Origin of the sequence: Marinilabilia salmonicolor (assembly GCF_003003035.1) — a bacterium.
Lineage (GTDB): Bacteria > Bacteroidota > Bacteroidia > Bacteroidales > Marinilabiliaceae > Marinilabilia > Marinilabilia salmonicolor_A.
Genome location: NZ_PVTS01000003.1, coordinates 1 through 24,758 on the forward strand (window position 1 = coordinate 1; position 24,758 = coordinate 24,758).

The following is a 24,758-nucleotide window of genomic DNA, read 5'->3' on the forward strand; positions in this document are numbered from 1 at the left end:
CCTCTGGGACACCCAAATTTACACCTAAAAATACATTAAAAATTTGATTTAATGAAAGTTAAGTTTTTTACATGAAAAAAAGTGCGGAACTCAGGAAAGAGGGGAGTAGTTTTCAGTTGAACGAAAACCACTCCCCACTTTTATTATATAGATTGTCTATTCCTAAGGTTTTGAGTCAATATTTTTTCTTCTGCCTTCTGCCTCTCAAACTTCTGCCTTTGATATACTATATCAAAAAACCTAACGGTCTATTATCACACCAGCATTTGATAAAAAAATGTCCCAATGGTAAGATAAATACCCATACCGATGATATCGTTCAGCGTTGTAACAAACGGACCGGTAGCAACAGCCGGGTCAATCTTAATTCTATTCAGCAATAAAGGAACCAGCGCTCCAAATAACGAGGCAAAAATTACTACCGAGAACATAGCTCCTGAAACGGTTAGCGTAAGCGCATCAGGCGAACCAATAAGATAGTTGTAGGCAAATGCAAGGACAGAAAGTACGGAGGCATTCAAAAAAGCAACACTGAATTCCTTGAAGAGGCGCCGAAAAGGAGAATCCAGACCCATGGTTCCCGCAGCAATGGATTGCACCACAATGGCCGACGATTGAATCCCCACGTTACCTCCCATCGCCGCTATCAACGGCATGAAAAAGGCAAGCTGCGGGTATATATCCAACACCCCTTCGAAACTACCAACCACCCTCGATCCAAACAATCCGCCAAGTAAACCAATGAGCAACCAGGGAATCCGCGCACGTGTAAGCAACCATACACTGTCTGATGATTCCACATCGCCGGTAATACCGGAAGCTAACGCATAATCCTTCTCAGCTTCTTCACGCATCACATCCATCACATCATCCACAGTAATTCGCCCAACAAGGCGCCCCACAGGGTCAACGACCGGCAATGCTACAAGGTCATATTTGGTCATGATGTTACTAACCTCCTCCGAAGTGGCATCTACCCCAACCGAGATAACGTCTGAATAGTAAATATCTTTCACATGCCTGTCCACCGGACTAAGCAGCATTTTCTTCAAAGAAAGGGTCCCTTTGAGTACCCCGTTATTGTCAACCACATAGACATAATAAACCTCATCCACATTTACAGCCTGTTGCCGCATACTACGCAAACACGTGGGAATAGACCAGTTTTCTTTAACCTTGATGAGCTCTTTGGCCATCAGACCACCCGCAGAATCTTCATCGTAATTCAGCAGGTCCACAATATCTCCGGCCACATTGACATCTTCAATGTAGGAGAGTACCTCCTGCTGTCTTTCGGTATCAAACTCGGAAATAACGTCGGCGGCATCATCCGAATCCATCTTATCGATGAATCTTCGGGCAATCACCTCACTTGGCAACGCTTTAAGGAACTTTAGACGATCATTTTCGTCCAGTTCAATAATCATATCCGCTGCCTTGTCATCATCGAGCAGAAAATAGATATACTTTGCCTCGTCCATATTGAGCTCCTCATAGAGCTCAGCAATGTCGGCGGGGTGTAACTCTTCCAGAACGCGGGATACCGATTCGTTGTCCTGATTTTCAATCAGCAACTTCAGTTCATCCACAAATTCTCTGGTCAGTTCAAAATTGGCCATACCCCTTAGTTTTTGAAGTTCAACAATACATCTACAACGATGCAGCGACTATATTCGTAAGTTCAACAAACTCCGCAACACTTAGTTGTTCGGGTCGTTTTTGAAGCAGTTCCTGCGTTCGCTCATCAGTAGCCTGAACGCCAAAAGATTTAATGCTGTTACGGAGTGTTTTTCTTCGTTGATTAAAGGCAGTTTTCACCACTCTTAAAAACAGTTTTTCATCACAGCCGATATCCGAGACATCATTGCGTGTAAAACGAATTACTGCTGATTTCACTTTAGGAGGCGGTGTGAAAACATGTTCATCAACGGTAAACAGATATTCAGGATGATACCAGGCCTGCATCAGCACACTCAGAATACCATAATCTTTATTTCCGGGTCCGGAGGTAAGTCTTTTCCCTACTTCCCGCTGCACCATCCCTGTAATGTACTTAACCTGATTGCGATGCTCCAGCACTTTAAAGAATATCTGACTGGAGATATTGTAAGGGAAATTGCCAATAATCGAAAATTCACCGGAGAAATATTCCGATAAATTCATTTTCAGGAAATCAGCAGAAATAATTTTTGAAGAAAGAGCCGGATAGTGAACATTCAGATAGTCCACAGATTCAGTATCGAGTTCTACCAACCAAAGATTAATATCACGGATTTTTGAAAGATGTTCGGTAAGCACACCCATGCCGGGCCCGATTTCCAGCACCTTATGAGGTGGGACGGGCAACGACTCCACAATCTGCATGGCAATATGCTGATCGTTGAGAAAATGCTGGCCTAAATATTTTTTGGGTTTGACTCTCCTCATCTTCCATGATAACAAACAACTTTGATAAAAAACAAAACTTTTGGCAAAAAGGGCCGTATTTTGTAAAATTGTAAATTGTTTTACGTGGCAAAGGTAAAATTTTTATGCAGGAGACGATTATTGACCACCATTTATTTTATGTCGTGTTTCTCTGACAAGTCATTTTTTTCATTTCGACAGGTCCAATTGCACGGTTTCATCTCTTTCATAAACAACGCCTTTTCCATTCCTAATCGCGATGTGACAACCAAGAAAAATGAATAAATCCATACATAAAGGATTGCGTATCCTTCTGTTTTTATCGATAGGAATTGTAATTCTCTGGTGGCTTTACAGAGATATGAATCCTGATGAGCTGCTCAGAATCATAAAAAATGACGTGGGATACGGATGGATTATTCTTTCTCTGATATTGGGTTTATTAAGTCACATTAGCCGGACCATCCGGTGGCAAATGCTCATTGAGCCGGTGGACAAACGCCCGGGAGTTGTCAACACTTTCCTGGCTGTCATGATCGGATACCTGGCCAACCTGGCCATTCCCCGAATGGGCGAAATCTCCCGTTGTGGTGTCCTCAGCAAATATGAACAGGTCTCCTTTTCGAGACTGGTGGGTACCGTCGTCACGGAGCGTGTTCTGGATCTCATCATGCTGCTGCTTGCGCTTGCTCTAATGATTGCCGTGCAGTACAATGTTTTTGTCGATTTTGTAAATAACAAAATGGATATATCAGGAATCGTCAATTTTTTCTCCTCCTGGTGGTTCGGATTGATTGTTCTTTTTGCAGCAGGAGCCATTATTGTTTTCAGACAGAACATTCTCAACAGTCAGATGTATTTTAAGCTGAAAGGATTGTGGCTGAAATTCAAAGAAGGTCTTTTCTCTTATCGAAATGTAAAGAACAAACCGCTCTTTTTCATCCACACCCTTCTGATCTTTGTGCTTTATTTCCTGATGATTTACGTTTGCTTTTTCGGATTTCCTTTTACCCGGGAGCTGGGGCCGGGGGCAGGTCTGGCCGTTTTTGTACTGGGAAGCTTCGGGATGGTGGCTCCGGTGCAGGGAGGCATAGGCCCATATCATTTCATGGTCATCTCCACATTGCTCTTTTTTGGTGTTGGCGCTCCACAGGCAGCAGCCTTTGCATTGTTGGTCCATGGCTCGCTCAACGGCATGATTATCATTACCGGACTTTTATCACTGGTAGCCATCCCTCTGGTCAACAAGAGCGAGCAGCCATGATTTTCGGAAAAATAAATATCAGGCAAATACTGGTAATGCTATCAGCTGTTGCCCTGATATGGGTAGGCTATAAACTGTGGTCTTTTGGTGAGTGGAACACATTTCTTGATTACCTGCATACAAACCGGCATCACCTTCCTGCCCTGTTATCCGTCCAGTTTTTGCTAATGAGTCTGAATCTGGCGTTAGAAACACGAAAGTGGCAGATTCTGGTACGTCCTGTACAATCCATCCGACTCAAAGAAGCATTTATTCAGGTGGTAAAAGGTATTCAGCTGGGCATGATGACACCTGCACGAACAGGAGATTCCATTGGCAAGGCAATATTTTACCCGTCCGGGGAAAAAACCAAAGTGATTGTCTTGTCCCTAATGGGAAGTATTATTCAAAACCTCGTTATTCTTCTGGCGACTGTATGGGCCCTGGTTTGGACGGCCCGGTATGACGACGGCCCAGTGTCTCTATTTATCAACGCAGCATCCCGGTCCACCACTTTATCAACAATCCTGTTGGTTTTGATCATTGGATTAACATTTTGGCTGATCATCAGAAAAACCGGATTTTTCAGGAAGTTTCTGGATTTAGCAAAAGACAGACTCTTCATACTAAAACAAACCCGGTGGAACACCCTCGCACACATTTTTTTGCTTACGGCAGTCAGATATTCCGTTTTCTCTTTGCAATTCCTCATATTGCTAAACTTCTTCGGGCTCACTGATATCCGCGGCGGATTATACGCCATTTTTATTTTCTACGGGGCCCTGTCGTTTCTCCCCTCGGCGGGAGCAGGCGACCTGAGTATCCGGGCCACACTTGCAATTATCATTCTGGGAAGCACCAACATTGCTGAACCGGGAATTGTAATGTCCTCATTGGCCTTGTGGTTCTTCAACCTTGCTATTCCCTCCCTAATACCGGTCTTTGGTATTTTTTCCAAACGATCCGGTTTTTTTAGCCCGTTCCATTCAAAGACTAATATTCTCAAAACAATTTTCTATATTTGTTTACTATCCGGATGACGCATCAGGAGCAACAGCCTTTTACCGGACTTAATCAATCGAGTACCAGCAAAACAAGGAGGTATAACGATGAAATACCGGGAAGTATGAAATCAGAATATTTATGGACAAAACAAAAATCAAACTAAACATATTAGGGCTTTCTTACTCACAAACACAATCAGGAGCTTACGCTTTGGTATTGGCAGAAGAAGAAGGCGAGCGAAGAATTCCCATCATTATAGGTGCTGTTGAGGCGCAATCCATTGCCATAAAACTCGAAGGGCTGGAGCCTCCCCGGCCACTTACACACGATCTGTTTTTGAACTTTGCACGTGCTTTTAAAGTTAACATTCTTGAAGTAGTCATTTACAAACTGGAAGAGGGTATTTTCTATTCGGAACTGGTTTGTTTATACAATGACGAGATTGTCCGAATTGATTCCCGAACCTCAGATGCCGTATCTCTGGCCCTCAGATTCAACTGTCCCATCTTTACCTACGAAGAGATCATGCAAAAAGCAGGAATAGTCCTTGACTTTGGCGATCAGGATGAAGCAAATCCCACACCGGAGAAAGAGCAAAAATCGCCCTCACAAAAAACGTCCAACCCACTAAAAAACAAAAGCATAGAAGAACTCAACAACCTTTTAAACGAGGCCATTGAGCATGAAAACTATGAAAAAGCCTCAGAAATTCGTGATGAAATACAACGGCGCGAGAAATAGTTTTTTTAATCAGCAGAAAATATTCACAGGCCTTTACCGGCCTGTTTTACTAAGATAAATCCCCAAATGCCTGAAACAACCGGATCGTTAAGCCAAACCTAAATCCCGGTTACCAGGGCAGCACATACATAACCAAATAAAAAAGACACCAAACGAAATGAAGAAAACTATTCTGAGGTTTTTGCCTGTCATTATACTGCTTTTTGCTTCGCCGGCAGCATTAATGGCCAATAATAATCCGGTGGTAGCCACCGGAGGAGGCTTTGGTATAGAAAGCCTTTTCAGAGGGATGCTGGGAATGGCATTCATCATGTTTATTGCCTGGGTATTCAGCACCAACCGCAAAGCCATATCATGGCGGGTGGTGGGAACCGGACTAATCATCCAGCTGATCCTGGCACTGGCCATTCTTTATGTTCCCTTTGTGCAATCGATATTCGATGTTTTAGGAAAAATATTTGTAAAAATTCTTGGTTTCTCTGATGCCGGAGCAAAGTTCCTTTTCAAGAGTCTGGTAAGCGGAGAAATAGAGCAACCCTTACTCAACTTTGCCATTACCATATTGCCAACCATCATCTTTTTCTCAGGTCTAACGAGTATTTTGTTTTATTTCGGGATCATTCAGCGAGTCGTTTTCTGGCTGGCAAAAGGGATGACCAAACTACTTAAAATATCAGGAGCAGAGAGTCTTTCTGTGGCAGGTAATATCTTTCTGGGACAAACGGAAAGCCCTTTAATGATTAAGGCCTATCTGGAAAAGATGAACCGTTCGGAAATAATGCTCGTTATGTCTGGCGGTATGGCCACCCTGGCAGGAGGAGTTCTGGCGGTTTACATCAAGGTGCTGGGCGGAGGAGACCCGATACAGGAACTTATTTATGCCAAACACCTGCTGGCCGCATCCATTATGGCAGCGCCGGGAGTTATCATCATCTCCAAAATGCTTGTTCCCCAAACCGAAAAGATTAGTAAAGAGGTGGAAGTGCCCAAAGACAAAATCGGGAAAAACGTATTGGATGCAATTTCCAATGGAACCACTGAAGGCATTAAACTGGCGGTGAACGTGGCCGGGATGTTGCTGGTCTTCATTGCACTCATTGCCATGATGAATTTCATTCTGCTGAAAATCGGAGACTGGACCACCCTTAACACAGTAATTGCTGCTGCCACTGACGGACAATACAGCGGTTTGTCACTCGAATTCATCCTGGGATACATATTTGCCCCGCTGATGTGGGTCCTGGGCGTAGGCAGTCAGGACATCGACCTGGTAGGACGTGTGCTGGGAGAAAAGCTCATTATGACCGAGTTTATCGGGTATGTAAGTCTGGGAGAACTCAAAGAAGCAGGAGCTTTTATGCACGAAAAATCTGTAATCATGGCCACTTACGTTCTTTGCGGCTTTGCCAACTTTGCTTCCATCGGCATTCAGATCGGAGGTATCGGAGCTCTGGCCCCCGGAAAGCGGGTGCTGCTCTCTCAGTTGGGTGTACGGGCCCTGCTGGCAGGTACTCTGGCATCTTTACTGTCAGCAACGGTGGTGGGAATGATTCTTGGGTGACCTGTATATAGAAATTGGTTTATAGAGTCAAAGACAACAAAAAAGCGGGTCGGTTCACTGATTGAACCGACCCGCTCTATTTTTTTAACACTCTTCTTACTATATAATGGCATCAAGTTTAGATGCAAGCGCAGCTTTTGGCACAGCACCAACCTGCTTATCAACAACCTCACCACCTTTAAAGAACAAAATGGTTGGAATATTTCTGATTCCAAACTTCACAGAAGTATCCGGATTTGAGTCCACATCCATCTTGGCCAGTACCGCCTTATCCTTGTACTCTTCGGCCAGCTCGGCAACAATAGGTGCCACCATTCGGCAGGGACCGCACCACTCTGCCCAAAAATCAACCAACACAGGTTTGTCTGATTTCAATACCATTTCTTCAAAATTGGCATCTGTTACTTCAACAGTCATAACTTATTCTTTTTTAATTATATCAATAAAATAAACTCACTCTAAAAGGGGATTTCCCCGTCAGAAAGCAATAAACTATTAACAGACATTTATTGCTCTTGTTCAAAGATAAAACTTTTTTGGAATTCCATTTACATATTACTACCCGGAGTAATCCAATACATCAACTCTGATGAATGCCTCTATCCAAGCTTTATTTGTAACTCCGGATGCTCATCAAAAAACTGAAGAACATCCTTGTGCGATAAATCAATTCGGGCCGATCTGGAAAGCATCTGGACACGATAATTCTCATTGGCCGGATCAAAAACATTAAACCGCAACGAAACATGACCTCTGTTTTCAAGCATCACATTGGCCAGTTCGTTCACCAGATCATCGGTAATCTTATCCAATGCGATATTCAGCGACAAACTTTGCACCTGGGTTTCCAGCACCTCATTCAAAAATGAAATAGAATTGATTTTGGCTTCCAGTTCTTCAGGTCTGTATTTTTTAGGTTGTACTTTACCTTTTACAAGCAGAAATATACTGCCATCCTCAGGTACATTATGATATTTACTGTAATCGGTATAATCACGCCCAAAAAGTGGAAATTCGTGTGAACCGGAATAATCTTCAATGGTAATAATGGCAAAGGGGTTCTCTTTCATTCGGGTAACTCCCCTGCGGATACCTGTTACCATTCCACCCACTATAAAACTTCTCCCATTAATCAGCGTCAGGTCATCAAGGTCGCTAAGAGACATATTACAATAGTGCTTCAGCTCCAGCTTATAACGATCCAGCGGATGAGCAGAAAGATAAATACCAATCAGCTCCTTCTCCCTTCCAAGTTTCTCAATACTGGTAAATTCCGGAACATTGGGTGGGGTGGGTTTTTTAACCGCCCCGGTCATATCAGCAGCCCCAAACAATGACACCTGGTTACTGGCCTTATCGGCCTGGTAGCGGTTGCCATAGCGCAGCAGACGCTCAATAAAGGTGCCATCCTCCCCATCTGAAATTGCAAAATACTGTGCCCGGTTAAACTCATCCAGGTTATCAAAAGCGCCTGAAGCCGCCAGTCCTTCAAAGTTCTTTTTATTCACAGTCTGAAGATTCACTCTTTCCACAAAATCGAAAATTCCCTTAAAGGGTCCTCCCTCTTCACGTTTACGGATTACCTCTTCCACAGCTCCTGCACCAACACCCTTAATTCCTGCCATTCCAAAACGAATAGCTCCCTGAGCATTTACGGTAAACTTCCGGAAACTCTCATTCACATCCGGCCCAAGCACTTCGAGTCCCATTCTCCGGCACTCCTCCATAAAGGTGGTAATCTTGGTAATGTCAGTAAGGTTGCGACTCAAAACCCCGGACATAAACTCGGCAGGATAGTGTGCTTTCAGGTATCCAGTCTGATATGCCACATACGCATAACAAACAGAGTGTGACTTGTTAAATGCATAACTGGCAAAGGCCTCCCAGTCTTTCCAGATTTTTTCAATCAGCTCTTCAGGATTTTTATTTACCTGTTTGCACCCTTCCACAAACTCTTCATTCTTCAGACAGCCATCATGGAACTTGTCCTTCAGCTTGGCCATCATATCCAGGAGCTTTTTCCCCATCGCCTTACGCAGGGAATCAGATTCACCACGGGTAAATCCACCCAGGGCCCGCGACAAAAGCATCACCTGCTCCTGAAAAACCGTAATTCCATAGGTATCCTTCAGATAGGACTCCATCATCGGATGATCGTAATTGATCTCCTTGCGCCCGTGCTTACGATCGATATAATCCGGAATGTATTCCATTGGCCCCGGTCGATACAAGGCATTCATTGCCACCAGATCCTCGAATCGGTTTGGCTCAAGTGCGCGCAAATGTTTTTTCATTCCGGGCGATTCAAACTGGAAAATAGCTGTCGTATCTCCCCGGGCGAAGAGTTCGAACGTCTCCTTATCATCGGGGGGCAGTGTTTCCACATCCACATCAATTCCCTTGGAGAGTTTTATATTTTCGAGTGTTTCCTTAATGATGGAAAGCGTTTTCAGACCCAGAAAATCCATCTTCAACAGCCCGATAGCTTCCACATATCGTCCGTCGTATTGAGTGGTCATCAAATTCTCTTCCTTGGTAGGGATGAGCGGAATATGCTGCTCCAGCGGATCGCGCCCAATCAGCACGCCACAGGCATGAACACCGGTCTGGCGCACCGACCCTTCCAGACGGCAGGCCAGCTCCATCGTTTTCAAGACCCTCTCCTCACCCCGTGATCGTGCCTCGCGGATGCGCTCTGCAAAAATCTTATATACTTCGAGCTTTCCTTCAAGCTTCCCATTTCCGGCATTACGAGCGGCTCTCAGATCAGCTTCAATTTTTGAAATCGCCCCATCGATACTTCCTGTCCCCTTTTCCCGGTCCAGCACTTCCTGGTATGCATTGGCCAGTTTGGTGCCGGGTCTTTCCGGAATCAATTTGGCCAGTTTATCGGTATCCGGCAGAGGCAGTTTCAACACCCTCCCCACGTCACGAATAGCCAAACGTGCAGCCATGGTTCCAAAGGTACAGATATGAGCCACCTTATCGCGGCCATACTTTTCTGTCACCCAGTCGAGTACCAGCTGGCGTCCGTCATCGTCAAAGTCGATGTCCACATCAGGCATGGAAATACGGTCCGGATTAAGAAAACGTTCAAACAGCAAATCGTGCTTTATGGGATCAATATTGGTAATTCCCACGCAATAAGAAACCGCGGCACCGGCTGCCGAGCCACGGCCCGGCCCTACCAGAACACCCATTTCGCGAGCCGCATTTATAAAGTCCTGCACAATCAAAAAGTATCCGGGAAAACCCATTGTTTTGATGGTATTCAACTCAAAATCGAGCCGCTCCTTCACATCATCGGGAATGGGATCTCCATATCGAACCGGATCTTTGGCACCTTCATACGCGAGGTGTGTGAGGTAATCGGATTCCAGCTTCACCCGTATCAAATGTTCATAATCGCCTCCCAGCGCATCATAACGATCGCCGAACTCCTCCCGGAGGTTCTCTTCCGGAAACTGTTCCTTGTAACCTTCGAAAGTCCCAAAATCAGTAGGAATGGCAAAGAAAGGCATAATGGGGGCAGAGTTCAACTCATAGACCTCCACCTTATCGGCAATTTCGGCTGTATTTTGCAAGGCTTCGGGAACATCCTTAAACAGATCGTTCATTTCAGCTGTGGTTTTAAACCACTCCTGCCGGGTATAACGCATCCGGTTTTCGTCATCAAAATCCTTTCCGGTATTCAGGCAGATTAATAGGTCGTGCGCTTCAGCATCAGCAGCATTGGTAAAGTGCACATCATTGGCAGCAATTACCTTCACGCCCAGCTCTTTGGAAAACTCCAGCAATTTTTCATTTACCAACACCTGATTGTCATAAACATCATGACGCGACTTAGGATCCTCAGCAGGATGTCTTTGCAGTTCCAGGTAATAATCATCTCCAAACACACGCTTAAACCATAAAACACTCTCTTTCGCTCCCTCCAGGTCTCCTGCCATAATTTTCTGGGGAACTTCCCCCCCGATACAGGCAGAAGTCACAATCAGTCCTTCACTATGCTGTTCCAATAAGTTTTTGTCAATCCGGGGCTTATAGTAAAACCCCTCCACATTGGCAATAGAGATCAGTTTCAGCAAATTACGATACCCTGTCCGGTTTTTGGCCAGCAATATAAGGTGGTCGCCCCGACCGTCGAGCTTGCTGTCTGTTTTATCGTGAATGGTCCGGGCTGCAACGTAAGTCTCACATCCAAGAATGGGCTTGACATCATTTTTCTTGCAGGCATCAAAAAACTCCTTAATGCCAAACATGGTTCCATGATCGGTAAGTGCCAGAGCTTTCATCCCGTCGTTCTTAGCCTTAGTTACCAAGTCGTTAACGCTGGCAGCGCCATCAAGTATAGAGTATTGGGAGTGAACGTGTAAGTGTGTAAAAGGTATTAAATCCATAGTGCGTTTGTGAACGGTTTCGATGAACCTACAAAATTATCCAAATTCATCGGGAAAAAAACTAATCGGTCCACCGCTTGATGAAAATTACTAAACGATGGATAAATGGTATTTGTTTTATGGGACTTTTCTATTTTAAAGGAACCCTTGACAATAGATCGTTAGATTTTAGAGATTAGAAAAAATCGTATAACATTGACATTCTAAATTTTATCAAAAACACTCATTTCAACTTAAAAAATTAATTAAGTTGGCATTTATAGGATATCGGGCCTTTCACAGTTTTATTTAAGAATCGATGAGATTGAGCAATAAACAGGAGAGATTCCAAAAGAACATACCAGGACAAGCAATTAACAAACACGCAATTACAACCCAAATCAATTCCAAAGCAGATTTCAGGGAATGTTCTAAAAATAAAGTTGAAGGATGTTTCGTAAATAAATAAATCGCCTTATATTTGCAGTCTCAAAAAAGTAGGTTGTTTAATTATAATTATTTAGAAACATGCCCGTAAAAATCAGATTAGCGAGACACGGACGAAAAAGGTATGCTTACTACCACATTGTGGTAGCAGATAGCAGGGCGCCACGAGATGGTAAATACATCGAGCGGATTGGATCATACAATCCCAACACAAATCCTGCTACGATCGAACTCGATTTCGATAAAGCCTTAACATGGCTTGGCAAAGGCGCCCAACCTACTGACACAACCCGTGCAATCCTGAGTTACCAAGGGGTACTCATGAAAAAACACTTGCTCGAAGGTGTAAAAAAAGGTGCTTTTGATGAAGCCGAAGCTGAACGTCGCTTCCAAAAATGGATGGAAGAGAAAGAAGCTAAGATTCAGGCTAAAAAAGACCAGCTTTCTTCTGAATCAGAGAAAGATCGGAAAGCCCGTCTCGAGCAGGAGGCCAAAGTAAATGCTGAAAGAGCAGAAAAACTGGCCAAGAGAAATGCCGAGTTGGCTGCCGAAGCTGAAGCTGAAACAAAAGAAGAAGAAGCTGCTGACACTGACGAAGCTACTGAAGAAGCCGCAGAAGAAACTCCCGCTGAGGAAACCAAAGCTGAAGAAGCTGAAGAGCCCAAAGCTGAAGCCTCTGACGAAGAGACTAAAAAAGAAGAGTAAACCTTCTGGTTTCATTCATGACAAAATAAAAGCTGCCCCAAAAAGGGTGGCTTTTTTTGTTTCTATCTATCCCCAAAAACCTCCATTAATTATTTTTAAGCAAAAATAACATCACATCAAATATCTTCTTCAACCCGCTGAAATCAATAAAGAAATAAATCTCTATTTCTTTGTAATGATTTTAAATATGCTCTAAAACAGGTTACAATGCTGTGTGGTAACAGGAAAAGTAAAGTAAAAAGACTACTTTTGCAGCGATTTTCAGGAATAAATTAAAACAACACTTTATAAAAATTGTTTCGACATGCAGTATAAAACAGTAACCGCCGAAGAGGCAGTTAAAGTAATCAAATCGGGAGACCGCATCCACATGAGTAGTGTGGCTGTTACTCCTCATGCTCTCATCAATGCAATGGTTGAGCGTGGCAAGAAAGGCGAATTCAAAGATGTAAAAATTCAGCACATCCATACCGAAGGTCCTGCTCCTTATGCAGACCCCGAGCTGGAAGGCATTTTTCAACTTGAATCATTCTTTGTAGGTGGCAACGTACGCAAGGTAACTCAGGCAGGATATGCCGATTACATTCCTGTATTCCTGAGCGAAACGCAGAAACTCATACGCGAAGGTTATCTAAAAGTCAATGTGGCCATGATTCAGGTATCCACTCCTGACCGTCACGGATATGTTTCTCTGGGAACTTCGGTAGATGCAACACTGGCTGCAGTGGAATGCGCCGATATTGTTATTGCACAAATCAACAAGTACGTACCACGTACCTGGGGTGATGCACAGATCAACATGCGCGATATCGACTATTTTGTTGAGCATGATGAACCGCTCTTTATCCACAACAATGCACCTCTTTCGGATATTGAACGTGCCATTGGCCACAACGTGGCAGAATTGGTAGAAGACGGCGCTTGTTTGCAAATGGGAATTGGTGGTATCCCCAATGCTGTTTTAGCAGAACTGGGCAACCACAAAGATCTTGGCGTACACACCGAAATGTTCTCTGACGGAATTCTTCCCCTGGTAGAAAAGGGAGTGGTTAACGGAAAGAAAAAGCAATTGGACAAAGGGCTGATGGTAGCTTCATTCCTCATGGGGTCGCAGGAACTTTACGACTTTGTAAACGACAACCCGCAGGTAGCCATGATGGATGTGCAACACACCAACAGTGTTAATGTAATACGCAAGCAAAAGAAAGTGACTGCGATTAATTCTGCTCTTTCTGTGGATATTACCGGTCAGGTATGTGCCGATTCTATCGGAACCACTCACTACTCCGGAGTAGGCGGTCAGATTGACTTCATCCGTGGTGCAGGATATTCCGAAGGTGGAAAACCCATCATTGCCATGCCTTCAGTTACCGGAAAAGGCGTTTCGAAGATTGCTCCCGTACTAATGGAAGGTTCAGGCGTAGTTACCACCCGTGCCAATATGCACTGGTTAGTTACCGAATATGGCGCAGTGAACCTTTACGGAAAAACCTTGCAGGAAAGAGCCCGACTCATCACTTCTGTGGCACATCCCGACCATCGTGAGATGCTGGAAAAAGCAGCTTTCGATCGTTTCGGATCTCATTACCACTTTGTTTCCAAATAAGAAACCGTAATCATATAATAAAAGCCGGGGACATGATCTGTCACCGGCTTTTATTTTATATGAAAATTTTCCTATTTAAAAATCTGGTTGCCCGAAGTGCTCGAACCATTGACAAAGATCTCTCCTCCGGAAATTTCCAGCTTGTCGTCAGCCGAAGAGTTACCTGCCATCAACCTCCCGGAATTTGATTTCAATCTGAAACTTAAAGACTCTATCTCATTTAAGACATCCATTTCTACGTCTCCCGAAACAGAGCGAAAATGACTATCCCCGGTAAGCATTATACCGGTGCCCGCCTGATCTCCACTGGTGGAAGAAATTTTCAAACTACCGGTAACATCCATTAATGTAACACTTCCGGATACAGTCTCACACTGCAAATCCCCTTTAAGTATATTTACGCGAATGCTCCCTGAGGTTGTTTTTGCCGAAGCTCCGCTCATCAAACTTTCCAATACAAAATCTCCGGAAGTGGATCCGAGAGAAACAACTCCTTCGACCATTTTCGCGGAAATATTCCCAGAGGTGCTATTTCCGGTAAAACCTCCCTTAACATCTGATACACGAACATCTCCACTTACTGAATTCGCTTTCAACTGACCACTTATAAGGGAGGCCTCAATCTCCCCCGAAACCGATTTCAGCCGGCAACCAGAACCTGCTCCGGAAACCCGGATGTCCCCTGAAACAGAAGCAAGCGACATATCATCACTCCCTATGTTAAGAACTTCCACATCCCCCGATACATTTTCTATGGTAAGCATCACGTCTTCCGGGGCATCAAAAGACAAAAGTCCTTTAGCAATACCCCTCATCATGGTAGGATGTTCCACCCAAACTTTAAGCAAATTACCTTCCCGCAAAGTTTTAATTGCATAATCTTCAATACTGCGAGTCACTCTGATTTCCCCGGTCAGATGGACCTCATCAGAAGTCCCTGCATTAACGGAGACATCACAAAATACACCTTTAACCTGAATGGCCTGAACTCCCGAAAAACGTTCATCCACCTGGTCTGCCAATTGCTGAGCGACTGCCAACTGGCACCCTGCAAGCAGGAGAAGAAAGATGGAAAGAGACAAGAAGTGTTTCATAATTTCATAATTAGATTAGATGAGTAAAAACTGTTAACACCTAAATGTGACGCCTCTCCCATGAAAATAGTTACAATATTAACTTAAAACTTCTTCTGCAAGAGCATTCACATCAATCCCTGCCAAATTGCCGGAGGTCATCAGCAGCAGATTTGAATTTTCCAATCTTTTGCCGGCAAGAAACTGATGCAATTTATCACCATCTGTAAACACTTTCAACCCTTTTTTTGCAAATGCATGTTCCACATCTTTAATGGTAACTTCCTCCAGCTTTTTATGCGCAACAACCTCAGGATCGAAGAAAACAACCGCTTCGTCGGCATTCTCCATCGCACCCTCGTATTGCGGTAAAAACTCCCTGTTAAGGCTACTGAATGTGTGCAACTCAACCACCGCCAGCAACTGCCGGTGTGGGTACTGATCTTTAACAGCAGCCACCGTTGCTTTTACTTTTGAAGGAGCATGTGCAAAATCATAAAAAACAGAAGCATTCTCATTTTCAGAAAGCACCTGCAGTCTCCTGGCAGCCCCTTCAAAATACTGCATCGATTCCCAGAAATCTTTTTCTGTAACACCAAGATCTTTTGCCACCAGTAAAGCTCCGGCCAGATTCTGAAAATTATGATGCCCGAAGATCTTTAACACATAGTTCCTTTCATCACAAACAACAAGGGTTTCTCCGTTAAAAGACTCCGTTTCCACCTCATTGTATGATAAAGCATTAAGCTCCGGGTGCCTGTGGGCAATTGCCTGAAGCACCGGATCCTGCTGATAAAAAATAAAGCTGCCTCCCGGCTCAAGTGTTTGTGCAAAAAGTTCAAACTGATGATTGTATTCCTCTTCGGTGGGAAACACATTGACATGGTCCCATGCAACACCTGTAACCAATGCTATCCGGGGTTTGTACCACAAAAACTTTGGACGAAGATCAATGGGGGAGGAAAGGTATTCATCTCCCTCAAAAACAGCAATATCCGACTCATCCGAAAGCTCTACCATTGTATCAAAGCCCTTTATGTGAGCACCTACCATAAAGTCAAACTTTCGCCCCGTCTCTTTAAGCACGTGCAAAAGCATGGAGGTGATGGTTGTTTTGCCATGACTGCCGGCAATCACCACCCGCTTCTTGTTTTTTGTTTGCTCATACAAATACTCGGGATATGAATAAACCTTAAGATTAAGTTTTTGAGCTTTCAACAACTCCGGATTATCAGATCTGGCATGCATGCCAAGGATCACGGCATCCAGATCTTCCGAAATAGTGTCGGGCGACCATCCTTCCTTGACAGGAAGCAGCCCATGATTCTGCAACCTGGATTTACTGGGTTCAAAAATCTTATCATCCGAGCCTGTAACATGAAATCCTTTTTTGTGAAGGGCAATGGCAAGGTTGTGCATTGCGCTTCCTCCTATCGCTATAAAATGAACTCTCATTCGTTATTTATTATTTCGTAACCAATTAATCTAACCTGCATTATTTACAAATAATCTCTTCCGATAATTCATGAATCGAAAATTGACGAAGTCAATAAAGCAGGGAAAATAAAAGGGAAAATTAATCATTTTTTCATAAAGCAACCATAAAATGAAAATTGCATGACTTAGAACTGAATATGCAGGATTTTATAAATACCGGATAAAAAGACTTTATACAAAAATAGCGTTCTCAGATATCCCGAAAACGCCATTCAAATAAAATACAACAATCTATTACATCTCCATTGGGAGGATATTGGCCCCCCGTTCTTTGAGCCGCCACTGCCAGGAAGCGTAAAGATCAAAATCTGAAGACCTCGAGTTTCCTTCAGTTTGGACCAACCGGTTGCGACGGGCCACGGCAAAGGATTTGTCTGGTAACTCATCCCATCCCCCAATAAAATAATCCACAGCTCCATTGGTTCTGTCATGAATTTTATCTACGGAAGAAGTACAGTAGATAATCAATTCGATCTTCTTCACATCAAGTAACGGACGAAGATGCCTGATGTACTGATCAATATCAGAATCATCTCCATCCATAACCAACACAATGTGAGAAACATTAATCTGTACAGACACAAGAGTTTCCATCAATGTCAACTCTTCCACCGGAGAGTGAAAAACAATATGAGGAATATCGAAAAAAGAAGCAGCTTCTGTAACAGCTGACAAATTACCGGTCCCTGCCACTATTATTTCCTTTTCAGCCGGAACAACGGAAGACAAAACACATCTCAATGCAAGATTACGGTTTGTTTCAAAAAATATGGTTTCAAATCCGGTCCGATAAAACTGTTCAGGATGAATGGGCATATGCGTCCACATATTTATAACACTCTGATTGAGATGCTCAGGTATTCTCCCCTCTTTAGAAAAATCAACAACGCTCATAGTAAAGGTTTTAGCAAGAAAAAAATTCTGCAACAAAGAAATCATGCAGTTATTAACTGTAAATTAAAAGTACATTACCAAACCCTTAAAACCCCTTATATCTATTTGACAATCATACAAAGATAAACACGTATCCGCAAGGGAAATTATTTTTCTATGGCATCAAGAACTCTTTTAATAACTTTACGGCGTCAAAAGAAAAAAAGATGACTGTTCCCGAAACGTTTGTTGATGTAATACTGCCTGTACCGCTGCCACGGTTGTTCACTTATTGTGTTCCGCCCGAGATGGCTGAAATTCCTGAACCGGGAATCAGAGTGGTTGTTCCCTTTGGTAAAAAGAAACAGTATTCGGGAATAGTTTTCTCGGTCCACCAGAACAAGCCCAAAGATTACGAAACAAAACCTATTCTCTCTATTCTCGAATCAAGCCCTATTGTAACGTCAGCCCAACTTGCCTTTTGGGAGTGGATGGCCGAATATTACCAATGCACACTGGGTGAGGTTTACAAGGCAGCATTGCCCTCGGGACTAAAACTGGAAAGTGAAACACGGGTCTATTACAACCCTGATTATATTCAATTGGATGATCTTCCCGAAAAAGCAACCAAAACACTTCTGTTCCTTTCCGAAAAAAAGGTCTGCACAGTACAGGAGATCAATACTTTCCTGGGACAAAAGAGCAGCATGCCTCTGTTGCATAAACTCATGGAAGAAGGAGCGGTATTTGTAAGTGAAAGACTAAAAGAGAGCTACAAAGCAAAAACAGAAAATCATCTGCGAATTGCAGAGCCTTACCGAACCGAGCAAAAACTCCACGAGGCATTCAATGTTTTAGAGAAAGCCCCACGACAGCTTAATTTATTGATGACGCTCATCCAAAAAGCAGGAGGTGCAGGCAATGCTTTGAAGGGGCAGTCCGTTGCCCGAAAAGAGCTGTTGGAAGAAAACAGCAGTGCCACTGCCGCTCTGAACGAGCTCATCAAAAAAGATATTTTTGAACAGTTTCCGATGGAAATTGGGCGACTGGATCTCTCAAAAGACAAAATACAACAAAAGAGTTCCTTTTCACCGGCTCAGCATAAAGCTTACGAGGAAATCGAAAAAGCTTTCGAACAACAGACAGTGGTTCTTTTTCACGGGGTTACCTCCAGCGGGAAAACGGAGATTTACATTCATCTCATCGAGAAGCATCTGAGTCGCGGAGAACAGGTACTTTATCTGCTTCCGGAAATTGCACTTACCACACAAATTACCACCCGGCTGAAACGCCATTTCGGCAACAAACTGGGAATTTACCATTCAAAATTCAGCAGCGAAGAACGTGTGGAAATTTATCGTGACTTACTGGAAAACCAAAATTACCAAGTCATACTGGGTGTACGATCTTCCATTTTCCTACCCTTCAACAATCTGGGGCTGGTAATTGTGGATGAGGAACACGAGCATTCCTTCAAACAGTTTGACCCCGCTCCCCGCTACCATGCGCGCGATGCGGGAATTATGCTTGCACACAAACACAAAGCAAAAGTACTGCTGGGAACAGCAACCCCTGCCATAGAGAGCTATTACAACGCCCAAAAAGGGAAATATGCTCTTGTTGAGCTCAAAACCCGCCATGAAGACATTCAACTTCCGAGGATACTGGTGGCTGACACCCGTGAAGCCCGGCGTAAAAAACAAATGAAGTCGCATTTCACCCCTCTTCTGCTGGAACATATTCAGCAAAGTCTGGACGACAAACAACAGGTCATCCTTTTCCAAAACCGGCGGGGATTCTCACCTTTTCTGGAGTGCAATGTCTGCTCATGGGTTCCCAAATGCAATTATTGCGATGTGAGTATGACTTACCACAAAAAAATGAATCAGTTGGTTTGTCATTACTGCGGACACACAGTGACAACACCCTCTACCTGCAATGCATGTGGCAGCCCTGCCCTTTCCACACAGGGATTTGGCACCGAAAAAATTGAAGAAGAAATAAAACTGATGTTTCCGGAATCCCGCGTATCCCGTATGGATCTGGATACCACAAGGTCAAAAAAATCTTATCAGAAAATCATCTCCGACTTTGAAGATGGAAAGGTGGACATCCTCATCGGGACCCAAATGATTACCAAGGGACTCGACTTTGACAATGTAAGCGTGGTAGGGATACTGAATGCAGACAATATGCTCAATATTCCTGACTTCAGAGCTTTTGAGCGTGGCTTTCAGATGATGGCCCAGGTAAGCGGGCGTGCAGGAAGAAAAAACAAGCGGGGCACAGTTGTTCTGCAAACCTCATCGCCGGATCATCCAATTATAGGCTATGTAGTGGAAAATGACTACCAGACCATGTACCGGACACAGATAGAGGAACGACAACTTTACAAATACCCGCCCTATTACCGACTTATCAACCTCACACTCAGACATAAAAACAAGGGAGTGGTGGAAAAAGCCGCAGACGAACTGGCTGCCAGGCTTCGGGCCATATTCCGCGACCGTGTCCTGGGCCCGCAAGAACCACCGGTTGCCCGGGTACAAAATCTGTACCTTACACGAATAATTCTGAAGTTTGAGAAAGGCCACGCTCCGTCTTATGTAAAACAGCTCATGAATGATGCCACCAATGCCATCCTCAGCCAGCCGCAATGGAAATATGTCACCATCCAGACCGATGTGGATCCTCTTTAGCCCAATGGATTAACTAAACTCAACTCCCCCTATATCCACCGGTATAAAATTTATCTTCAAAAGCATCAAGGGCTGTTCTACAGCATTCTACATACACCGTTGACGATGATTTATAATAACGTTTTTACAATTTGAGATTGCTTCAGGCAAGGCCCTCTCAATGACCAGATCTCCAACTTACCACCAAAAAGATTAAAGGATTTTTATAACTTTGCGGGATGACCCGCAACCCCCTTTAAATTAGCTTAATACCTGTTTATTAAACAAATATATGCCCATTTGGGCGGTATTTTTTCAATAAAAGTATAACTTTGGCTGTTGCCAAAAAATGGGTATATTCCCGCTTTCTGTACACAGATAAATTTTGATTTATATGGCTAAAATTATTGCTTTAGCAAACCAAAAAGGCGGTGTTGGAAAAACCACGACAGCCATTAACCTGGCTGCAAGTCTTGCAGTACTCGAATACAACGTACTCGTCATTGATGCTGATCCACAGGCAAACGCCACATCGGGACTGGGGTACGATTTACGTGAAGTTGAAACAAGCATTTATGAATGCATTGTGGATGGGGCAGATCCTCAGACTGCAATTCAAAAAGGTGAGATTGAACACTTATATCTGTTACCTTCACACATAGATCTGGTAGGAGCTGAAATTGAAATGCTCAATATGCCCGATCGTGAAAAGGTGCTGAAAGGTGTCATCAACAAAATTCAGGATCAGTTTGATTTTGTACTGATTGACTGCTCTCCTTCACTGGGTCTTATAACTGTTAATGCCCTGACGGCAGCCGATTCAATAATAATACCCGTGCAATGTGAATATTTTGCACTGGAAGGACTGGGTAAACTATTGAACACCATCAAAATCATCCAAAACAGATTAAACCCCGACTTGGAAATTGAAGGTTTCCTGCTGACCATGTACGATTCACGCCTGCGTCTTTCAAATCAGGTTGTAGAAGAGGTGCAGAAGCATTTTCAGGACATGGTATTTGAAACCCTTATTACCCGTAACATCAAGCTGAGTGAGGCTCCCAGTTACGGTAAAGCAGTGGTTATGTACGATGCATCTTCAAAAGGCGCCATGAATTATTTGAATCTGGCCCGGGAATTGTTACAAAAGAATAACATGACCAAAATCGACAGCAAGAAAAAATCAGCCAAATAACAGAGCAACTACAATACAATAAGATGGCAAGAAAAAACGCATTGGGAAGAGGACTGGGAGCATTGATTGACAACTCGGAAGATTATGGGCAAAGCGCCCCGAAACCCGAGGCCGCAATCAATGAAATTCCTGTAGATAAAATTGAAGGAAACCCCTGGCAACCCCGTTCCCGCTTCGACGAAGAGAAACTCAATGAACTGGCAGCATCCATAAAGGAGATTGGCATTATTCAGCCACTTACACTTCGTAAAGCAGGTAATAAATTTCAGCTGATTGCCGGAGAACGTCGCTTCAGAGCTGCCAAATTATCCGGTCTGGAGACCGTGCCTGCCTACGTACGAATGGCTGAAGATGACACCATGCTGGAAATGGCATTGGTTGAAAACATTCAGCGTGAAGATCTCGACCCCATCGAAGTTGCCATCAGTTATCAGCGTTTGATGGATGAGTGTGATCTCACTCAGGAGAGTATGTCGGAAAGAGTCGGAAAAAAACGCTCCACAATATCAAACTACCTAAGACTGCTGAAACTTCCGGCAGAAATACAATTAGGCCTGCGTGAGAAACAAATTACCATGGGACACGCCAGGGCACTCATCAATCTGGATGACCAAAAAGCGCGCATCAAAATTTTCAACCAGACAGTGAAAAACGACTTGAGTGTTCGAAAGGTTGAAGAGATGGTGCGGGAACTTGCCCAAGGCGAAGAGTCAAAGAAAAAAGAGAAGAAAAAAGAAGAGCTTCCTGCTGAATATGAGCAGTTACGCCAACAACTGTCCAACTTCTTCAAAACCAACATTCAATTTTCCCGTGGAAACAACGGGAAAGGCAAGATAGTCATCCCTTTCCGTTCGGATGAAGAACTGGAAAAGATTATCAATGAGTTGGACAAAGCAAAAAACCAATAACGCACAACAAGGTGAGGATGGATTTAAAGTTGTTGCGTGAAGCCGGAGCCCCAATCACAATTGCTATTGTGTTGCTGTTCCTGCCCGCATTTCACGGAGCAAAAGCCCAGCTCAGACAAGTTGCTGACACGACTCAAACAGCTGTCAGCCAAACAGACACAGGGGACTTTCAACGTGGAGAGTCGATGCGGGATATTCTTCCGGATAAAAAAGAGGAAAAAATCCACTCTCCACACAAAGCCACTTTCTATTCAGCTATTTTCCCTGGTCTGGGCCAGATTTACAATAAAAAATACTGGAAGCTCCCTATTGTTTACGGAGCCATAGGCGGATTGGGGTATGCAATTCATTTCAACTCCACCAATTATCAGAAATATAAAAACGCTTACCGCGATTTCCTCATACAAGACCCGGGCAATACATCATACCTGGAAGTGCTTCCGGTAACGCTTACCATGGAAGAGATAGAGGCAAACCCTAATTTATCCAGCTGGTTCCGAAATGCACTGGAAAAGAAACGCGACTATTACAAACGATACCGCGACCTGAGTTATATAGGCATGGCTGCCATTTATGTTCTGAATATGATAGATGCCACTGTGGATGCCCATTTCTACAACTTTGATGTAAGCGATGATCTTTCCATGAAAATTCAGCCGGTCATATTGGAACATGATCCCGTCAAAGGGAACAGTTTTGGCATTCAACTGGCCTTACAGTTCTGAAAAACACACCTGACTGAAACCTAATCAAGCCATTAGCGTAGGAGGTATCATCCGCGGACAGAACCGGCCATTTCTGATGCCGCATAGTACTACATTGCATAAAAGACACATCTAAAAGGGAATAAACATGATTAAGAAACTGTTTCACAGCTTCAAACTGATATCTGCTACAGTCGGCATTCTGATTTCGGCAACGGCAGAGTCGTCCACCCCTCAAACCATTGACAGCGACACCACCCTCACCGTTACCACCGAAGCAACCATCGAACAATTTGCAGAATCACTCGACAGTCTGGTCGGAATCTGGTATATGAATTCCAATCCGGGACTGGTAATGGATACCATATACAACAGCGACCTGGTGGAACAGGCAGATTTGTCGGACTCCGTTTACATAAAACGACTGGAGAATATCATTTCACCATTTAAACTCAACTACAACAGCCACGTAAAGGCCTATATCAACTTATACACCAACAAACGCCGTGAACAGGTTGAAACCATGCTGGGGTTGTCGGATTATTATTTTCCGATTTTTGAAGCAGCCCTTGATGCCAAAGGACTTCCGTTGGAGCTAAAATACCTCCCGATTATTGAATCTGCACTAAATCCAAGGGCATTTTCGCGGGCAGGAGCCTCCGGGTTATGGCAGTTTATGTATTATACAGGAAAACAATACGGATTGGAAGTCAATTCGTATGTGGACGAACGTCGGGATCCCCATAAATCAACACAGGCCGCAGTTGAGTTCCTGGACGACCTGTACAATATTTATGGTGATTGGCAGTTGGTAATTGCCGCTTACAACTGTGGCCCCGGAAATGTTAACAGAGCCATTCGTCGAAGCGGGGGAAAAAGAAATTTCTGGGAAATATTTTATCTGCTGCCCCGGGAGACCAGGGGCTATGTACCTGCCTTCATTGCAGCAACCTATGTATTTACCTACCACCGGGAACATAACCTCAGACCTGTAGCAGCCAATCTGCCTGTTGCATCCGACACGGTGATGATATCAAAACCACTCCATTTTTCGCAGGTTTCTGACATTTTGCAAGTGCCCATAGATGTGATCAGACACCTAAATCCGCAATACCGTAAAGACATCATTCCAGCGCAAAAAGACAGTTATCCGCTCCGACTGGCATTTAATCTCTCAACCCAGTTTGCCTCCCTCGAAGATTCTGTCCTTAGCTATAACAGAGAAAAATATTTCCCGGAAAACCAACTGGTCATAAAGCCGGGAAACACATCAACAAGCTCTTTCTCACCTCCTCCGGGAAAAGAAAAGATTTACTACACAGTGAAATCAGGAGATGTGGTAGGTCTCATTGCCGATTGGTTTGATGTTTACTCCTCAAGCCTGAGATATTGGAACAACATCAGAAGAAATGTTATCCGGGTAGGTCAAAAACTGGTTATATACGTGGACAAAGACAAAGTAGATCATTACCAGAGAATTGCCCAACAAAAAAGCGGCTATACGGCATCAGCCTCAACCGCCAACCAACTGGCGGATACCGGCAATGATGGCGATTACATCTACCACACTGTTGGCCGGGGAGACAGCGTTTGGTCTATCGCCCGCGAATATCCGGGTGTAACCGATTCGGACATTCTTCGTTTAAACAATATTACCAATGCCCAGAAAATAAAACCCGGGCAACGACTTAAAATAAAGCCTAAGTCTTGAGATACTGATGTCAATATCACCGCTCA

18 protein-coding genes are annotated in these 24,758 nt (G+C 43.8%); 11 read left to right on the forward strand and 7 right to left on the reverse strand.

The window, feature by feature from the left end:
• Positions 1 to 254: 254 nt before the first annotated feature.
• Together mgtE and rsmA are read right to left on the reverse strand one after the other, a co-directional pair.
• Complete coding sequence (gene mgtE / locus BY457_RS03395) at positions 255 to 1,619, reverse strand: magnesium transporter (protein WP_106151932.1); 1,365 nt, start codon at positions 1,617 to 1,619, stop codon at positions 255 to 257.
• Positions 1,620 to 1,650: 31 nt separating this feature from the next.
• The gene (gene rsmA, locus BY457_RS03400) at positions 1,651 to 2,427 is read right to left on the reverse strand and encodes a 16S rRNA (adenine(1518)-N(6)/adenine(1519)-N(6))-dimethyltransferase RsmA (protein ID WP_106151933.1); all 777 of its coding nucleotides are present in this window, start codon (positions 2,425 to 2,427) and stop codon (positions 1,651 to 1,653) included.
• A gap of 256 nt (positions 2,428 to 2,683) precedes the next feature.
• Between rsmA and BY457_RS03405 the strand changes: the two genes are divergently transcribed.
• The 4 genes from BY457_RS03405 to BY457_RS03420 all read left to right on the forward strand — a co-directional run bounded on the left by BY457_RS03405 (position 2,684) and on the right by BY457_RS03420 (position 6,956).
• Positions 2,684 to 3,670, forward strand: a complete 987-nt coding sequence (locus BY457_RS03405) for a lysylphosphatidylglycerol synthase transmembrane domain-containing protein (protein ID WP_106151934.1) — start codon at positions 2,684 to 2,686, stop codon at positions 3,668 to 3,670.
• Positions 3,667 to 4,689, forward strand: coding sequence for a hypothetical protein (locus tag BY457_RS03410; RefSeq protein ID WP_106151935.1), 1,023 nt, complete (start codon positions 3,667 to 3,669; stop codon positions 4,687 to 4,689). The genes BY457_RS03405 and BY457_RS03410 overlap by 4 nt, the downstream gene beginning before the upstream one ends.
• Before the next feature lie 103 nt (positions 4,690 to 4,792).
• The gene (locus tag BY457_RS03415) at positions 4,793 to 5,395 is read left to right on the forward strand and encodes a bifunctional nuclease family protein (RefSeq protein ID WP_106151936.1); all 603 of its coding nucleotides are present in this window, start codon (positions 4,793 to 4,795) and stop codon (positions 5,393 to 5,395) included.
• 157 nt (positions 5,396 to 5,552) lie between these two features.
• The gene (locus tag BY457_RS03420) at positions 5,553 to 6,956 is read left to right on the forward strand and encodes a NupC/NupG family nucleoside CNT transporter (protein WP_106151937.1); all 1,404 of its coding nucleotides are present in this window, start codon (positions 5,553 to 5,555) and stop codon (positions 6,954 to 6,956) included.
• Positions 6,957 to 7,055: 99 nt separating this feature from the next.
• Here BY457_RS03420 and trxA read toward each other — a convergent pair whose 3' ends face one another.
• Both trxA and dnaE read right to left on the reverse strand, forming a co-directional pair.
• Positions 7,056 to 7,373 carry a thioredoxin gene (gene trxA, locus BY457_RS03425; protein ID WP_106151938.1) on the reverse strand — a complete coding sequence of 106 codons (318 nt, stop codon included), beginning with the start codon at positions 7,371 to 7,373 and terminating at the stop codon, positions 7,056 to 7,058.
• A 182-nt stretch (positions 7,374 to 7,555) separates the two neighbouring features.
• Entirely contained in the window at positions 7,556 to 11,356 is a 3,801-nt protein-coding gene (gene dnaE, locus BY457_RS03430) for a DNA polymerase III subunit alpha (protein WP_106151939.1), read from the reverse strand.
• 507 nt (positions 11,357 to 11,863) lie between these two features.
• Here dnaE and BY457_RS03435 point away from each other — a divergent pair.
• Positions 11,864 to 12,487, forward strand: coding sequence for a 30S ribosomal protein S16 (locus BY457_RS03435; RefSeq protein ID WP_106151940.1), 624 nt, complete (start codon positions 11,864 to 11,866; stop codon positions 12,485 to 12,487).
• A gap of 304 nt (positions 12,488 to 12,791) precedes the next feature.
• Positions 12,792 to 14,093, forward strand: coding sequence for an acetyl-CoA hydrolase/transferase family protein (locus BY457_RS03440; RefSeq protein ID WP_106151941.1), 1,302 nt, complete (start codon positions 12,792 to 12,794; stop codon positions 14,091 to 14,093).
• Between the two features lie 71 nt (positions 14,094 to 14,164).
• Here the strand turns inward: BY457_RS03440 and BY457_RS03445 are convergent, their stop codons facing one another.
• The 3 genes from BY457_RS03445 to BY457_RS03455 all read right to left on the reverse strand — a co-directional run bounded on the left by BY457_RS03445 (position 14,165) and on the right by BY457_RS03455 (position 17,557).
• On the reverse strand, positions 14,165 to 15,187 hold the full coding sequence (locus BY457_RS03445; RefSeq protein ID WP_106151942.1) for a DUF4097 family beta strand repeat-containing protein: 1,023 nt from the start codon (positions 15,185 to 15,187) through the stop codon (positions 14,165 to 14,167).
• Between the two features lie 78 nt (positions 15,188 to 15,265).
• Positions 15,266 to 16,621: a UDP-N-acetylmuramate--L-alanine ligase gene (locus BY457_RS03450; RefSeq protein ID WP_106151943.1), complete on the reverse strand. Its 1,356-nt coding sequence runs from the start codon at positions 16,619 to 16,621 to the stop codon at positions 15,266 to 15,268.
• 276 nt (positions 16,622 to 16,897) lie between these two features.
• Positions 16,898 to 17,557, reverse strand: a complete 660-nt coding sequence (locus tag BY457_RS03455; protein WP_106152171.1) for a 2-aminoethylphosphonate--pyruvate aminotransferase — start codon at positions 17,555 to 17,557, stop codon at positions 16,898 to 16,900.
• A 206-nt stretch (positions 17,558 to 17,763) separates the two neighbouring features.
• Between BY457_RS03455 and priA the strand changes: the two genes are divergently transcribed.
• From priA to BY457_RS03480, 5 genes are all read left to right on the forward strand, one after another.
• On the forward strand, positions 17,764 to 20,235 hold the full coding sequence (priA, locus tag BY457_RS03460) for a replication restart helicase PriA (protein WP_106151944.1): 2,472 nt from the start codon (positions 17,764 to 17,766) through the stop codon (positions 20,233 to 20,235).
• A gap of 373 nt (positions 20,236 to 20,608) precedes the next feature.
• Positions 20,609 to 21,409 (forward strand): ParA family protein, encoded by an 801-nt coding sequence (locus BY457_RS03465; RefSeq protein ID WP_106151945.1) that lies wholly within the window; start codon positions 20,609 to 20,611, stop codon positions 21,407 to 21,409.
• Between the two features lie 23 nt (positions 21,410 to 21,432).
• Complete coding sequence (locus BY457_RS03470) at positions 21,433 to 22,317, forward strand: ParB/RepB/Spo0J family partition protein (protein WP_106151946.1); 885 nt, start codon at positions 21,433 to 21,435, stop codon at positions 22,315 to 22,317.
• A 17-nt stretch (positions 22,318 to 22,334) separates the two neighbouring features.
• Entirely contained in the window at positions 22,335 to 23,042 is a 708-nt protein-coding gene (locus BY457_RS03475) for a DUF5683 domain-containing protein (protein WP_219885131.1), read from the forward strand.
• Positions 23,043 to 23,169: 127 nt separating this feature from the next.
• A complete protein-coding gene (locus BY457_RS03480; protein WP_106151947.1) occupies positions 23,170 to 24,732 on the forward strand; it encodes a lytic transglycosylase domain-containing protein in 1,563 nt (520 codons plus the stop codon).
• Positions 24,733 to 24,758: the final 26 nt, after the last annotated feature.